The sequence below is a fragment of the Candidatus Jidaibacter acanthamoeba genome, assembly GCF_000815465.1.
Classification (GTDB): Bacteria; Pseudomonadota; Alphaproteobacteria; order Rickettsiales; family Midichloriaceae; genus Jidaibacter; species Jidaibacter acanthamoebae.
Genome location: NZ_JSWE01000124.1, coordinates 175,412 through 189,158 on the forward strand (window position 1 = coordinate 175,412; position 13,747 = coordinate 189,158).

The window sequence follows — 13,747 nt, forward strand, 5'->3', positions numbered from 1 at the left end:
ATTTAAGCCTTCTCCCCACCAAGCCTAGCTATAATCTTATCTCTACCGATTAAAGGTAATATGTATTTCAGCTCAGGGCCATGCTCCATTCCGGTGATTGCTTTTCTAAGCGGCATAAATAAATTCTTACCACTTTTTCCGGTTTTTTCTTTAATTTTAGAAATCCATTCATCCCAAGTATTTATAGTAACTTCCTCTTCAGGCAAAAGCTCAGCTGCTGATGCGACAAAATCTTTATCTTCAATAGTAGGCATTATATTTTCTCTACAAATTTTACTCCATAGCTCAACTTCTTTTATAGTATTTATATTGGGCTTTACTGCTTCCCAGAAACTTTCATCAACTTCGCCGATATTTAGTCCATTTAGCCTTTCCTTAACTTCGGAATATTTTAAGTTATGAACTAGTTTGGTATTTAATCTCTCCAGTTCTGAAATATCATAGTTTACCGGGGATTTACTAAACTTTTTAATTGAAAAGTCTTTAATTAATTCTTCTAATGAGCTTTTAATCTCAATCGGATCAGAAGTTCCGATTTTAGCTAAAAAACTATTAATAGCCATAGGTTCAATACCGCTTTCCCTCAAAGATCTGATATCAAATCCGCCTATTCTTTTAGAAATTTCACCTGATTTTGAATTAAGCAATGAAAGATGGGCAAAATTCGGCGGGGTAGCTCCCAGAGCTTTAAATATTTGGATATGTATTGCACTATTGGTAACATGGTCTTCACCTCTTATGATATCAGTAATACCGAATTCGATATCATCCCAAACGGTCGCAATAGTATAAGTCATGGAACCGTCAGCTCTAATTAGCACCGGATCACTTATATTAGTGGCTTTAAAATGCAAATTCCCTCTTACACCGTCATCCCAAATAATATCTTCCTTATCAATTAAAAACCTCCAATGCGGCTTAATCCCCTGCTCTTCAAGCTCCCTTTTCTTTTCATCGGAAAGCTTTAAAGAAGCTCTGTCATAGATAGGAGGAAGATTACGGTTAAGCATAATCTTTTTTTTCATCTCAAGCTCTTCTTTAGTCTCATAGCATGGGTAAAGCCTGCCTTCTTTTATCAGCCTTTCTTTAACCGCTTCATATTTCTCTACCCTATTTGATTGAAACTCTATCCTATCCCAATCTAAACCGAGCCATTTTAAATCATCTTTTATAGCATCCGTATACTCATCTTTCGAACGCTCAATATCAGTATCATCTATTCTTAAAATAAACTTTCCACCCATGCTTCGGGCAAAAAGCCATGATACAATTGCGGTTCTTACATTACCGACATGTAAATATCCGGTTGGGCTTGGGGCAAATCTTGTTATAACACTCATATAATCAACTTATTGTTTAGTTCTAAAACATGCTCGCTAGTATTTTCTTTATACCGATTCAAATCAAGTAGTTTTTTCGCTTTTTAGTAGATTGTTATCTATTAAAACATTATTTTCACCATCTCTACTGTGATATATTTTTATAATATCGCTTAAAGAAGCTTTACTTAAAGCCTCTTCAACCGATGCGGCTTCTACAACTTCAGTTTTATTATCTTTGTTAAATAAAATATATTTATTTTTATCATCACTTAAATTAAACATCTTTTCGGTTAAAGTATTATCAAAACCTTCCGGTTTGACTTCAGTATTTTCCCATAATTTTTCAAAACCTTTATTTTCCATACTTAACACCTTTTTGTTCTATTAATTTCAGTATATAAGTAAAATTTACTTCCGGGAATATTTCAGTTGTTGTATAAGGTTATTAAAATTTAAGAAATAACCAGGCATCTTTCAATATTGGCTAAATCTTTAGCAATATTTTCAACCTTGTAACCTTGTGATTCAAAAATTTTCTTTACACCTAAAGCTTGATCTATTCCTATTTCAAAGAAAGCCCTACCGCTTTGCTTAAGATAATCTCTCATCTTATCGGCGATTATTTTATAGCATGTATAACCGTCTGCAAAATCAGTTAGCGCAATTTGCGGTTCAAAATCCTTTACCTCATTAGCAAGTTCCTTCAATTCATTTATAGAAATATAAGGAGGATTGCATACAATAATATCATATGTGCGTTTAGGCACCTCGCTAAACCAGTCGCTCTTTATAAAAGCAATCCTATTATCCACTATATTTTTTACTGCATTTTGCTTAGCAATTTTAAGAGCAGCAGGAGATATATCAACCGCAGTTATTTTTGCATTTGAAAATATAGCTGCAAGAGTAACGCTTAAGCACCCGCTTCCCGTGCCAAGATCTAAAATATTAAGCTCAGCTTCTTTATCGGAAAAATATTTAATCACTTGTTCAATAATGGTTTCCGTATCATTCCTTGGAGTCAGTACCGAAGAATCAACTATAAATTCATAATCCCAAAATTCTTTTTTACCTAGTATTTGAGATATTGGTTCATTTTGTATTCTTCTTTCTATTAAGTTGAAAAATTCTTTTTCTATATTTTCATCAACTTCACTATCCGACAGTGCAAGTAACCTTTCCCTGCTATTTTGGCATACCAGCTTAGCTAATAACAACTCTGCCTCTAAGGCAAATACCTCAATCCCATGATCACGCAAAATCACTTTACCTCTTTTTAATATCTCAAAAATTTTATACTTCACTTTTTAATTATCTCTTTTTCGGTTACTATATAATGAAGCTTTTGATCATGGTCTTCAAGAGGAATGTTTTTCACTTCTTGGAAAGAATACCCTATTCCTACCCTTATAGCATTAGGAATTTTATAAATGTTCTATCATAATAACCACCTCCGTATCCAATTCTGTTCATATTTCTGTCAAATCCGAGTAACGGCGTTATTATTATATCCGGTATAAGTTCCTCACCCGCTGCTTTCGGCTCAAATATTCCATAATCATTTTTTTCAAGCAAGTCATCCTTCATCCATTTAATAAACTTTAAGTAGCTGTTTTTTTGCGTTATTCTCGGTAACACTACTTTATAACCCGTACTCATAGCTTTAAATAATATCGGCAATATATTAACTTCATCCGATTTCGGGTGGAAGCCGGCAATTGTTTTTATATTAAAACTTTCTATTAAGCTAAAAAGATTATTTTCAAAACGAATAAAATCATATTCTATACATTCAAGCTTTATCTTCTTCTTCAGTTGTTTAAGCTCTATTCTTAATTTATTTTTCATTCACTTCTAATTAAACTTTTATATTAATATATATATGATAGTATGAAATATAGATAATTTTTTAATTATATCGCCAAACAATGAGAGTGCTTTTAATTGAGGACGACCACGACACTGCCAAAATAATAGAACTTGCTTTAGCGGCAGAGGGCATTGTGTGCGATATTACCGACCTGGGTGACGACGGAAAAGACGCAAGTAAGTATAATGAATATGATTTAGTCATCTTAGATCTTATGTTACCTGATATGAGTGGTTATGATGTACTTAAAAGTATACGCGATTATAATTTAAATGTACCGGTTTTAATTTTATCAGGATTAGGTGATTCGGAAGAAAAAGTTAAAGGATTGGTTTGCGGTGCTGATGATTACCTTACCAAGCCATTTGATAAACGCGAACTTATTGCTCGCTTAAAAGCTATCATAAGAAGGTCTAAGGGGCATGCGAAATCGGTTATAAAAATAGATAATTTAGTAATTAATTTAAATACTCATACTACAATGATTGATAACAAACCTGTTCATTTAACCAGTAAAGAACAGAGTGTTTTAGAGCTAATGGCTTTAAAAAAAGGCGCAGTAATTTCGAAAGAAAACTTTTTAAGCCATCTATATAACGGCATGGATGAACCGGAACTAAAGATCATAGATGTATTCGTGTGTAAAATGCGTAAAAAATTATATGATATATCGGGCGGTATAAATTATATAGAAACTATCTGGGGACGAGGATATGCATTGAAAGATCCTGATGAAATACCGGAAAGTCAAAGAATAATCGGAGACGGGCGCCTATTTAATGTAGTGTAATTATAACTAGTAATTAATATCTTCATTTTCCGAAAGTAACTTAGCTAGGTTTAATACGTGCTCTCTTGCTTGTTTAGAAGAAATATTTTTAAAATATTTTACCATCTCTTTTATTTCATTACCTAGGGACTCATTAATATTTTCTGCTACTTCATATTGATTGCTTGCAGAATCTAAGGTCATATATTCATTTTTATCAGACTTAAAGATATAAACTTCTTCCGTAGCACCGTTGACTAATGCTTTTAGGCCATCAAAAAAATATTCAATGTTTGTTTTTAAAATCCCTGCAAATTCATAAAGCTTACTACAACTAATTCTATTATAGCCCTTTTCATATTTCTGAATCTGCTGGAACGTTAACTGCACTGCCTCGCCTAGCTTCTCTTGACTCATACCAAGCTCTTGCCTTCTCTTTCTAAGCCTCTGACCAACATGCAAGTCAACCTGGTGTCTATTTTTACTACCCATATATCAATAATATATTACGTAATTACTATCATAAAATTAAAATTATTTATTTCTTGCTAAAAAGTATTATAGTTTCAGTATTAAGATTTTATTTAAATCTCCTTTTTGCGCAAATAAGCAAAAAAGTGAGGATTGCTATCCAAATTGCACTAATGTGATAATATAGTAAGTAAAAAGATGATTGCAATGTTTTTTTTGGAACATTTGTGTTAAGGAAACCTTCATTATTTATTTCAAGCTCGGCTAAAACCCTGCCAAACTGATCAATTACTCCTGTAATACCATGCTTAGCAACTCTTATTAAAGGAGTATTATACTCTATTGCTCTCATTCTGGCCATGGTATAATGTTGGTATGGACCTATGCTATTACCGAACCATGCATCATTAGTAATGTTAAGCATTAATCCGAAATCCTGGCCTTGATAAGCATAGGGAATGTGCGTAAAAATTGATTCATAACATATTAAATTTAAAATCGCGGGTAGGTTTTCGGATATTCTAGTGGTTTTAAACTGTTTTCCGGAATTAAAATCTCCTATACCGTAAGCTACCTTTTCAACAAAGTCAGGAAAATATTTTCTAAGCGGTATATATTCCCCGAATGGAACTAATAATATTTTTTTGTAAACTGATATAACTTTTCCTTGCTTATTTAATGTAACGATAGAATTATAAAGATTCCACTTCCCACTCTCTTTATCAGGTTCCAACCAATCCGCCCCGGTAATTAAAAATCCGTTCTTTGAAATAATTTCCGCAAGCAAAGTTTTAAATGTAGAGCCTTCATGTAAAATATATGGGAAAGAAGCTTCCGGCCAAATGGTAATAGTGTTCTCTTTTAAATCTTTTAAAGAAAGTTTTATCAGCTTTAAAAAATCTCTACTCTGCTTTTCAGGGTCACCCATATGATGTTCAGTTAAATTCGGCTGTACAAGCCTAAGGGTATAATCTTCAATATATTCTACTTTAGCATCCTTTAAACGCATGTACCCGAAGCTAGATATAGCTAAATAGCACATAAATACTGCTAAAATATATTTTATATTTCTTGAATAAACACACGTTCCAAGTGCGCATACGACGAAACTTAGCCCATAAACACCAACCACGGATGCAAACTGTGAAACATTTTCAAGCGAAAGCACAGTATAGCCTAATAAGTTCCAAGGAAAGGGAAAGATTAGAAAGCTTCTTAAAAACTCAAAAATTACCCATAGTGCTGAAAACCCTAAAACATATGCTATCCTATGGTAATTAAAATATTGTGCCGCTATAACCAACAACCCGATAAATAATGCTATAACCAGTGGGATTAAGATTAGCACAAACGGAATCATCCACCAAAAACCGGAGAAATCAGTGAGCAAAGAATACATTATCCAATATAAGCTGCTAAGAAAATGACCATATCCGAATATCACTCCGGCTATAAACTTTTGTTTTAAACCTTTTTTAGAATCCAGATAAAGTAATAAAGAAGTTAAGGAAATAGGGATAATAAAAAACAGGTCAAACGGATGATAAGCAAGAGTAAGCAGCGCTCCTAAAGATAGGAGAAAAACTATTTGTTTAAAAGTAAACTTATTTACAAATTTATAGTTTAAAATTAGAAGAACACATTCACTTACCTTCTTCTTTACCACTTTTCTTCTCCTTATTAGCAGGTGAATCTAAGACATTATTTTCACCTTCTTTAACGTACGTTACTGTATTTGATGTATCAAAATATTTTTCAAATTCTTCTTTAGTATATATTTTATTATTTATATCTTGAGGCGCTGATAATTGAACTTCTTCGTTTTCACTAATTTTATTATCCGATTCCGGGACATTATTCTTGCTTTTTTCTTTGGTTGCCTGCTTACGAAGTTCAAACAATTGAGAAACGGGAACCAGCATCACTTCACTATTATTTAGCTCCCCTATCCATTCATTTATAACTTTAACCGACATAGGATACGCATGAAATTTTCCTAATGCAAATCCTCTGACTTTTGCCATATTTTCTAAACGTAATAGATTACTTTTTACAGCTTCTGCGTCAAGTTCATCATCAATTGTAATATTAATATCAATATAATTTAAATTCAAAGCTTCAGAAAGATCATCTAAACTTTCATTATTAACTTCCCCTCCATATATGTAAGCCAGTTTTTTTTGTTTTAAAAATTCAAGAACCGATAAAATATCATCTTTAGAATCAGTAAAAATTTCTCTCGTACCGGAAATCACCCCTTTAATCTTATCAGATTTAGAAGTAATAAGTTTTAACCTTAATAAATTTTCTTCCACGCTTAAATTATTCATTAAAGCTAAAGAGCCTGCATCATTAGCCGGATACTCTGCAGGATGCATAGGAAGATTAATATAAACTTCATGTCCGGCTGAAACGCCTTTATTTATCCAATTAATAACATCCTGGCTATAAGGCGAAAACCCAAGTGCAATTAGAGCATGCATTTCAATGGCACTTGCAGTCTCTGACCTGGATAGGCCTAAGCCGTCTACCAGAAGAGCAACTTTAGGGCGGATGGCAGCTAAGTCTCCGTTAGTTTCAGGATTATTAAGCAAAGTAGAGTTTATCGGCTGCTTAGTCGCTTTTTGAATTGTGTCCGGTATAATATTGTTATTCGGTTTTTCTGCCTTTACTTCTTCTTTACTATCTTTAGGTGTTTCAGGCGTTAAGGATCTTTGATCCTCTGATTTAATAACCTCCGGCTTCCCTAAAACCGGTGAATTGTTATTTAAACTGGTTAACACCAATTTACCTTGCTCAAATTGATGATTAAGAAATATTTTCTGATTAAAATATATAATAAGAAAGATAGATACTAACGAAGTAATTAATATTACATATAAAGTAATAAGAATTTTTATTCCGTTTAAGTATTGCAAAATTTTAGTTAACATACTTCTATGCTAGTTAGAGAATATTTATTTGGAAATAGTAAATCGCATTAAAAATTTAAGCAAGCAAAAAGGGTGACAATTTATTTTAGGCATAAGCAATTTAGTGGTGCCGAATGTCTGATTTGAACAGACGACCTACCGCTTACAAGGCGGTTGCTCTACCCCTGAGCTAATTCGGCGTAATTTAACGAAATTTTATTTATCATAGTTATATGCTTTTGACCAGCAGTATTTTTGTTTGATAAATTAATTACAGTTATTATTTATTACAAACATATATACTAACTAATGTAAGTTATATAATATTTTAGTGCAATAACTTTAATATACAAAGCATGAAACAAGATTTTTCAGTTAGATATTCTGCTCCCGGTTTCTGTAATAATCCGGAGAGTATCAACTCCCTTAATGCGGAGCAAAAATATAGCTTTGCACTACAAGTTTGCTACTTTATTGAAAACGGATACCTTTACGAGGAAGAAGACCAATTAAAAAATTATTTAAAACAACTTACAATTCATCCCGATTTAGAAATAAGAGTATTAATAGCAAATCGGCTAAAAAATTCCAAACATCTTCCGCATGAAATAGCATTAAAGTTAGCTTTTGATATCAATAAAGTTGCTGCCCCTATTATTGCAGATTCCCCGCAGTTGAATGATTATGATTTAATAACGCTGCTTAATACCTCTAAAGAGATAAGTAAACTTATAGCACTAACAAAAAGGAATAATTTAAGTGAAGAAGTATGCTTTAAAGTCGTTTCCCTAAAAAATTTATCGCTGATTATCAGCATTATACAGAATCCCGGTAGCCAAATCAGCTTTGAACTTTATCGCAACTTACTAAATACCTACTATGATGATCAATCCTTCTTAAGCGCACTTTTAATGCGAAAAAACTTAGATAATAGGTTGTTACAAAAACTTGTTATAGAACTAAAACCGGAAGCAAGGAATATTATCACCAAACATTTCAATCTTTATATTAATAATATTACTAAGATATTTTGTCCGACCGATATTAATTCATTTGAAGATAAACCCACACATAACGAAGAAACAGAGCTAAGAAGAAGAATTGACCAACTTTACTCTCAAAACAGTTTAAATAATGCGATCATTATACACTATCTATGTAAAGGTGACCTATATTCATTCTTATATTCAATAGCTAAACTTTCCGATATACCCTTTAGTCAAATTAGGTTTATAGCCATTAACCGCTTAACAACCAAAGAGTTTGAAAACCTTTATTATTCTTCGGGGTTACCGGTTAATTTTATGGAAGCTATACAAACTATACTAACGGCAATTATTAATGCTTCAAAAGAAGGAGCACGAGTCACTAAAAGCGACTTTCCGTTATTGATAAGCAAATATTTAAAAGAGAATAAAGAAAAATATAAAGTTGAAGGGATAGGTTATTTGCTTAAGCTCATCTTTCTTAAATAGCAATATAATAAAACCGGAAATCTAAATTCGGCTTAAGAGTCGGCAACCTTTTTAGCACTACTGCTTTTAGGCTTTTGTTTAACAACTTTACTCTTTTCCTGTTTTTTAGGTGATTTGGTTTCTTCAATATTCATATATTTTTTGAGTTGCTGAAGCTCCTTATCAGTTTGAAGAGCTATTTTTTTTACCACTTCTAACTCATCCTTAGTAACAAAATCCATTTTTTTAACAAAAGATTCTACATACTGTCTCATATAATCGGAAAGCTCCCTTCTCATGGTGGCTGCCGAGGCAAATGCTGAGCTAGCTAATTTGCTGAAATCTTCGAAAAATTTATTGTCTTTTTTCATAAAACCCCTTAAAAGATAATAACTTACCAATATTATTTTATTTTACTATTATAAATCAATGCTCGCAATCATTTTTCCACAAATTAACCCTGTAGCTTTTTCAATCGGCTTTTTTGATATTAGGTGGTATTCACTTGCCTATATAGCAGGTATTTTTATCGGCTACTACCTATTTATTCATCTTGCCGGAAAATCCGGATATGAAATTTCTAAAAAAGCTCTTGATGATATTATAGTTTATTTTATAGCAGGTATAATGATCGGTGGTAGATTAGGATTTGTATTATTCTATGATTTAGATCGATATCTCACGGAACCGTTTGCAATATTTAAAACTTGGGAAGGCGGCATGTCATTTCATGGAGCACTTATCGGTTTAATTATGGCGATTTACCTTTTATGCCGGAAACATAAGCTTCAGTTACTGCGCCTATTTGATTTATTATGCTGCGTAGTTTCTCCCGGTATTTTTCTGGGAAGAATTGCAAATTTTATTAACGGTGAGCTTTACGGAAGAGTAACCGATGTAGAGTGGGGAATAATATTTCCGCATGCCGGATATTTACCGAGGCACCCGTCACAATTATATGAAGCACTCGGTGAAGGTTTAATATTATTTGCGGTAATGCAGCTGCTATTTCATTTTACCAACCTAAGAAATAAAAAAGGTGCCTTAACCGGTATTTTCCTGATTGGGTATTCTACAATTAGGATGCTCATAGAAAATTTCCGTGAGCCTGATTTCCAGGTAGGATATGTTTTCAATAGCTTAACTTTAGGTCAGCTTTTATGCATGCCGATGCTGATGCTCGGAATATTTTTATTATTCAGAAGAACCCTTATTAAGTAAATATAATGTAAGCAATAATAAATTCTTACTAATTGCCTATTCAATATAAAAAAAATTAGCAAGCTTTGCTGCTATTATAACATTTTTTAAGTTTTTCAACTGAGTAAGTAGCCTGCTTAATGCTTGGAACCACAACTTCATTACAACAATCAAGGATAGTCTGAGAATTAACTAAGCTCATTTGCCTAACAATATTAGTAAATGATTCAAGAGCATTCATATTAACTTTAAATAGATCTTCAAAGTTTTTAGAATCTATAGCATCATTACTGTATCTTTCACATGCCGACCACATATCACCCATAATTAAATTCCAATTGGTGACGTAATTATTAACTATTTGCGCTGAAAATTCACTATTTTGAGTGGCATGGTCAATTCCTTTTATGCATACATTAACCAATTGCTCCGAGTGGTTGCTAATATCTTTAATTATTAACTTTTCTACCTTATTAATCGCTGCTTTATTTATAGTCTCAATCGACTCCTTTATTGTGCTTGCATTTTTATCTGCCTGCTCAGCTATTTTTGCGGTATGAGCAGCATTATCACTATGAGTTTTTCCTTTCTTATTAGGCTTAGCCATTACTTATCCGTGAAAATCTTTATATCATTTTTAATGATAAGTGAAATTTTTAAACAAGTAAAGACAGTAAAAACTTTCCATATTAAGTTTTTGATTTCCAAGGCTTAACAACAACTATTGTATTAGCTAATTTATCATGCGGCCCTTGCTTCTTCTTAGTAAGTGGCATAAATATAAAGCCGATAAAGAAAATATATCCTATAAACCGCAAAATATACTGTTTAAGCGTCGGCGTGTCACCGGTAGTCGCATCAATTATTTGACACCTGGTTATCATTTTACCGGGTGTTGCGCCTTTCCATCTCCAAAATGAAATTATAAATACGGCAAAAAGAGAAATGGATAGTATTTGCAGTATAATAAAGCCTCTTATTAGCTCATTATTCATCAAATAAGAAGCTAAAGCTTTAAAAAACTCGAGTGCTGAAGATATTCCGACTATATTAATACTATAATTTTCAAAACCTTCGTATACTTGGTATGAAGTTTGCCTATTATAAAGAAAATAAGCAGCTAAATTTAAGATAGGGGTAAAAAATATAAATATTATAAAGATATCAACAACCGTAGCTATTAATCTTCTATTCATCGTTGCAAGCCTGAATTGCCGACCGTTTATAAATATTGTATATTGCTCATCTTTTAATTTATTATGTGCACCCAACATAACAACCGGGTTTAGATTGTGTAAAAAATTCTTCATAAGATTTACCTCCCAATAATCTTGGTTCCGTTCATATATTTTTGTAATGCGTGGGGTATATTAATACTTCCATCACTATTTTGGTAATTTTCAAGAATTGCAACTATGGTTCTGCCTACTGCAAGACCTGAGCCGTTTAAGGTATGAACAAAATAGTTTTTTCTACTATCCAGTTCCTTATACCTTGCTTTCATTCTTCTTGCTTGGAAATCTCCGCAGGTTGAACAGCTTGAAATCTCTCTATATTTATTTTGCCCCGGTAGCCACACCTCAAAATCATATGTCTTTTGTGAAGAAAACCCGGTATCTCCTCCGCAAAGCAGCATTATTCGATACGGTAATTCCAATCTCTTTAAAATTTCCTCGGCACAAGTCGTCATTCTCTCATGCTCAGCTTTAGAATCTCTCGGCCTTACAATACTCACCAGCTCAACTTTAGAAAACTGATGCACTCTAATCATCCCTCTGGTATCTTTACCTGCACTTCCTGCTTCAGATCTGAATGACGGAGTATATGCAGTATATCTTAAAGGAAGTTCCTCTTCCTCTAAAATCATTTCTCTGACTAAATTAGTCAATGATACTTCAGCAGTAGGGATTAACCTTAATCCTTCCCTGGTTAAGAAAGAATCCTGATCGAACTTCGGTAGCTGCCCTACCCCGAACATTGCCTCATCTTTCACTAGTAGGGGTGGGGAAACTTCAGTATAACCGAATTCGGATGTATGAATATCAAGCATGAAGTTAGCTAATGCTCTTTCCATTTGGGCTAAATCTTTTTTTAATACGACGAATCTGGAGCCGGACATTTTAGCTGCTGCCTCAAAATCCATCTGGTTTAAGCCTTCCCCAAGCTCATAATGGTGTTTTGGCGTAAAATCAAATTGTTTGATCTCGCCCCACTTTCTGACTTCTTGATTATCATCTTCATCTTTCCCTTCCGGCACATCATCTAATAATGTGTTCGGTAGGTTTATCATCATCTCTTCCAGCTTGCTTTCCAGCTCTTTTATGCTCTCCTCAAGTTGTGGTACCTGTACTTTTAGTTCGTCTGCTTGCTTAAGCAAGCAGCTCACATCACCTCTCTCTGCCTTACCTTTACCTATTTCCTTGGCAAGCTCATTTCTTTTAGTTTGCTTCTCCTGCAAATGCGTTTGCTCTTTCCTTAGCTTTTCATCAAGTGTAATTATATCATTTGAAATATTACTTATACCGCGCTTGAGTAAAGCTTTATCAAACAGCTCAGGGTTTTCTCTAATAAACTTTATATCGTGCATACTTTCTGCTTATACCTTTTCGATTACTTTACATATTACTATAGAAATTTCGTAAAGCAAAAGTAGTGGTATTGCAAGTAAAACTTGGCTGATTACATCAGGAGGAGTCAGAATAGCCGCAACTATAAATATAGCAACTACGGCATATTTTCTCTTATCTGCAAGCCAACTGCCTTTTAAAACTTTAGCTTTTGCCAGAAGTAAGGCTATTACCGGCAACTGAAATGCTATACCAAAGCCAATAATCATCTCTAATGTTAAATCAAGATAATCACTAATCTTCGCTTCTAACATAACTGGCAAATATTCTGTAGAATTAAGATTTTCAAAACTGAGGAAAAACTTCCAAGCCATCGGTATTACAAAATAATATACTGTTGCTGCGCCTAAAAAAAACAGTACGGGGATAAATAGAAGTATAGGAATTAATGTCCATTTTTCTTTCCTGTAAAGCCCGGGCGCGACAAAAAAATAAAGCTGAAATGCAATGAAGGGAAAAGAAAAAATAAACCCGGAATAACATGCAACTTTAAAATAAGTAAAAAATGCTTCGGTTAGATTAGTAAAAATTAGGCGCCTGCCTGCTTTAGGGGAATATATCTCAAGTAACGGCTTAGTTAAAAAACCATAAATTTGTTCCGAAAAATAATAACTGATAAGAGCAAAAAATATAAAAGTAATAACACAAAGAAAAAGCCTGGTTTTAAGCTCAACAAAATGGTAGTTGAAATTATTTTTTTCAAACTCTCTTTCCGACTGCTCAGAATTTTTAATCATCGGCATTGCGCTTTAAATCAGGCATAATCTTAGACAGGTCATAAGTTTTTTGAACATTTCCGTCTAAGTCTAAAATATAATTTACAATATCACTTTCTTCTTCAGCTTCCGACTCGCCTTCTTCCTTAAAAGCTTCATTAAAATAGTTTAGGTAATTTCTATAATATTGTTGAATTTGAGAAGATAGTTTTCTCCATGATTTTACCAGCGTTTTGAGTTCTTTCGGCTTTAATGCCAACAAAGCAACTACTGAAACAACAACCAATTCTCCGAAAGAAAAGCCGAGCATAACTTTTTTTTTATTACTTAAACTACTGTTTAGCATAATATAGACTTGAATTAAAGCGATTCCTGCAATATTTTTATATTAATAATACAAAAAATT

General features: G+C 33.1%; 16 protein-coding genes and 1 tRNA gene. 3 read left to right on the forward strand and 14 right to left on the reverse strand.

All coding sequences use genetic code 11. The annotated features are described in order from the left end of the window. Positions 1–2 precede the first annotated feature (2 nt). The 4 genes from gltX to NF27_RS06395 form a co-directional block, all read right to left on the reverse strand. Positions 3–1,340 carry a glutamate--tRNA ligase gene (gltX, locus tag NF27_RS06380; RefSeq protein ID WP_039457173.1) on the reverse strand — a complete coding sequence of 446 codons (1,338 nt, stop codon included), beginning with the start codon at positions 1,338–1,340 and terminating at the stop codon, positions 3–5. Positions 1,341–1,403: 63 nt separating this feature from the next. Further along, positions 1,404–1,685 (reverse strand): hypothetical protein, encoded by a 282-nt coding sequence (locus tag NF27_RS06385; RefSeq protein WP_039457176.1) that lies wholly within the window; start codon positions 1,683–1,685, stop codon positions 1,404–1,406. An 89-nt stretch (positions 1,686–1,774) separates the two neighbouring features. Further along, positions 1,775–2,626, reverse strand: a complete 852-nt coding sequence (gene prmC / locus NF27_RS06390; protein ID WP_068982015.1) for a peptide chain release factor N(5)-glutamine methyltransferase — start codon at positions 2,624–2,626, stop codon at positions 1,775–1,777. A gap of 103 nt (positions 2,627–2,729) precedes the next feature. Then, the gene (locus tag NF27_RS06395; RefSeq protein WP_053332641.1) at positions 2,730–3,170 is read right to left on the reverse strand and encodes a 5-formyltetrahydrofolate cyclo-ligase; all 441 of its coding nucleotides are present in this window, start codon (positions 3,168–3,170) and stop codon (positions 2,730–2,732) included. 80 nt (positions 3,171–3,250) lie between these two features. Here NF27_RS06395 and NF27_RS06400 point away from each other — a divergent pair, with 80 nt between their 5' ends. After that, complete coding sequence (locus tag NF27_RS06400; protein WP_039457179.1) at positions 3,251–3,982, forward strand: response regulator transcription factor; 732 nt, start codon at positions 3,251–3,253, stop codon at positions 3,980–3,982. Positions 3,983–3,988: 6 nt separating this feature from the next. Here the strand turns inward: NF27_RS06400 and NF27_RS06405 are convergent, their stop codons facing one another. The 4 genes from NF27_RS06405 to NF27_RS06420 form a co-directional block, all read right to left on the reverse strand. Next, a complete protein-coding gene (locus tag NF27_RS06405) occupies positions 3,989–4,453 on the reverse strand; it encodes a helix-turn-helix domain-containing protein (RefSeq protein ID WP_039457181.1) in 465 nt (154 codons plus the stop codon). An 88-nt stretch (positions 4,454–4,541) separates the two neighbouring features. Beyond that, positions 4,542–6,098: an apolipoprotein N-acyltransferase gene (lnt, locus tag NF27_RS06410; RefSeq protein ID WP_039457184.1), complete on the reverse strand. Its 1,557-nt coding sequence runs from the start codon at positions 6,096–6,098 to the stop codon at positions 4,542–4,544. Beyond that, positions 6,076–7,215 carry a divergent polysaccharide deacetylase family protein gene (locus tag NF27_RS06415; protein WP_204367872.1) on the reverse strand — a complete coding sequence of 380 codons (1,140 nt, stop codon included), beginning with the start codon at positions 7,213–7,215 and terminating at the stop codon, positions 6,076–6,078. The genes lnt and NF27_RS06415 overlap by 23 nt, the downstream gene beginning before the upstream one ends. Before the next feature lie 254 nt (positions 7,216–7,469). Further along, positions 7,470–7,544, reverse strand: a tRNA-Thr gene (locus NF27_RS06420). Between the two features lie 156 nt (positions 7,545–7,700). On the opposite strand from NF27_RS06420, the gene NF27_RS06425 reads away from it, so the two are divergent. Then, on the forward strand, positions 7,701–8,819 hold the full coding sequence (locus NF27_RS06425; protein WP_039457188.1) for a DUF2336 domain-containing protein: 1,119 nt from the start codon (positions 7,701–7,703) through the stop codon (positions 8,817–8,819). A 32-nt stretch (positions 8,820–8,851) separates the two neighbouring features. Here the strand turns inward: NF27_RS06425 and NF27_RS11235 are convergent, their stop codons facing one another. Then, entirely contained in the window at positions 8,852–9,169 is a 318-nt protein-coding gene (locus NF27_RS11235) for an accessory factor UbiK family protein (protein WP_053332642.1), read from the reverse strand. 67 nt (positions 9,170–9,236) lie between these two features. On the opposite strand from NF27_RS11235, the gene lgt reads away from it, so the two are divergent. Next, entirely contained in the window at positions 9,237–10,019 is a 783-nt protein-coding gene (lgt, locus tag NF27_RS06435; protein WP_039457380.1) for a prolipoprotein diacylglyceryl transferase, read from the forward strand. Between the two features lie 55 nt (positions 10,020–10,074). Here the strand turns inward: lgt and NF27_RS06440 are convergent, their stop codons facing one another. The 5 genes from NF27_RS06440 to NF27_RS06460 form a co-directional block, all read right to left on the reverse strand. Then, on the reverse strand, positions 10,075–10,605 hold the full coding sequence (locus NF27_RS06440; protein ID WP_039457190.1) for a hypothetical protein: 531 nt from the start codon (positions 10,603–10,605) through the stop codon (positions 10,075–10,077). A gap of 82 nt (positions 10,606–10,687) precedes the next feature. Beyond that, positions 10,688–11,308, reverse strand: a complete 621-nt coding sequence (locus tag NF27_RS11240) for an RDD family protein (protein WP_053332643.1) — start codon at positions 11,306–11,308, stop codon at positions 10,688–10,690. Between the two features lie 5 nt (positions 11,309–11,313). Further along, complete coding sequence (gene serS / locus NF27_RS06450; RefSeq protein ID WP_039457193.1) at positions 11,314–12,585, reverse strand: serine--tRNA ligase; 1,272 nt, start codon at positions 12,583–12,585, stop codon at positions 11,314–11,316. 9 nt (positions 12,586–12,594) lie between these two features. Continuing rightward, a complete protein-coding gene (gene tatC / locus NF27_RS06455) occupies positions 12,595–13,362 on the reverse strand; it encodes a twin-arginine translocase subunit TatC (RefSeq protein ID WP_053332644.1) in 768 nt (255 codons plus the stop codon). Next, positions 13,355–13,687 carry a hypothetical protein gene (locus tag NF27_RS06460; protein ID WP_039457195.1) on the reverse strand — a complete coding sequence of 111 codons (333 nt, stop codon included), beginning with the start codon at positions 13,685–13,687 and terminating at the stop codon, positions 13,355–13,357. Before NF27_RS06460 ends, tatC begins: the two co-directional genes overlap by 8 nt. Between the last annotated feature and the right edge of the window lie 60 nt (positions 13,688–13,747).

Excerpts from the sequence above, each read along its gene's own strand:
- gltX (WP_039457173.1), bottom strand. The coding sequence starts at position 1,340 with ATGAGTGTTATAACAAGATTTGCCCCAAGCCCAACCGGATATTTACAT.
- NF27_RS06385 (WP_039457176.1), bottom strand. The coding sequence starts at position 1,685 with ATGGAAAATAAAGGTTTTGAAAAATTATGGGAAAATACTGAAGTCAAA.
- NF27_RS06395 (WP_053332641.1), bottom strand. The coding sequence starts at position 3,170 with ATGAAAAATAAATTAAGAATAGAGCTTAAACAACTGAAGAAGAAGATA.
- NF27_RS06400 (WP_039457179.1), top strand. The coding sequence starts at position 3,251 with ATGAGAGTGCTTTTAATTGAGGACGACCACGACACTGCCAAAATAATA.
- NF27_RS06405 (WP_039457181.1), bottom strand. The coding sequence starts at position 4,453 with ATGGGTAGTAAAAATAGACACCAGGTTGACTTGCATGTTGGTCAGAGG.
- NF27_RS06425 (WP_039457188.1), top strand. The coding sequence starts at position 7,701 with ATGAAACAAGATTTTTCAGTTAGATATTCTGCTCCCGGTTTCTGTAAT.
- NF27_RS11235 (WP_053332642.1), bottom strand. The coding sequence starts at position 9,169 with ATGAAAAAAGACAATAAATTTTTCGAAGATTTCAGCAAATTAGCTAGC.
- NF27_RS06440 (WP_039457190.1), bottom strand. The coding sequence starts at position 10,605 with ATGGCTAAGCCTAATAAGAAAGGAAAAACTCATAGTGATAATGCTGCT.
- NF27_RS11240 (WP_053332643.1), bottom strand. The coding sequence starts at position 11,308 with ATGAAGAATTTTTTACACAATCTAAACCCGGTTGTTATGTTGGGTGCA.
- serS (WP_039457193.1), bottom strand. The coding sequence starts at position 12,585 with ATGCACGATATAAAGTTTATTAGAGAAAACCCTGAGCTGTTTGATAAA.
- tatC (WP_053332644.1), bottom strand. The coding sequence starts at position 13,362 with ATGATTAAAAATTCTGAGCAGTCGGAAAGAGAGTTTGAAAAAAATAAT.
- NF27_RS06460 (WP_039457195.1), bottom strand. The coding sequence starts at position 13,687 with ATGCTAAACAGTAGTTTAAGTAATAAAAAAAAAGTTATGCTCGGCTTT.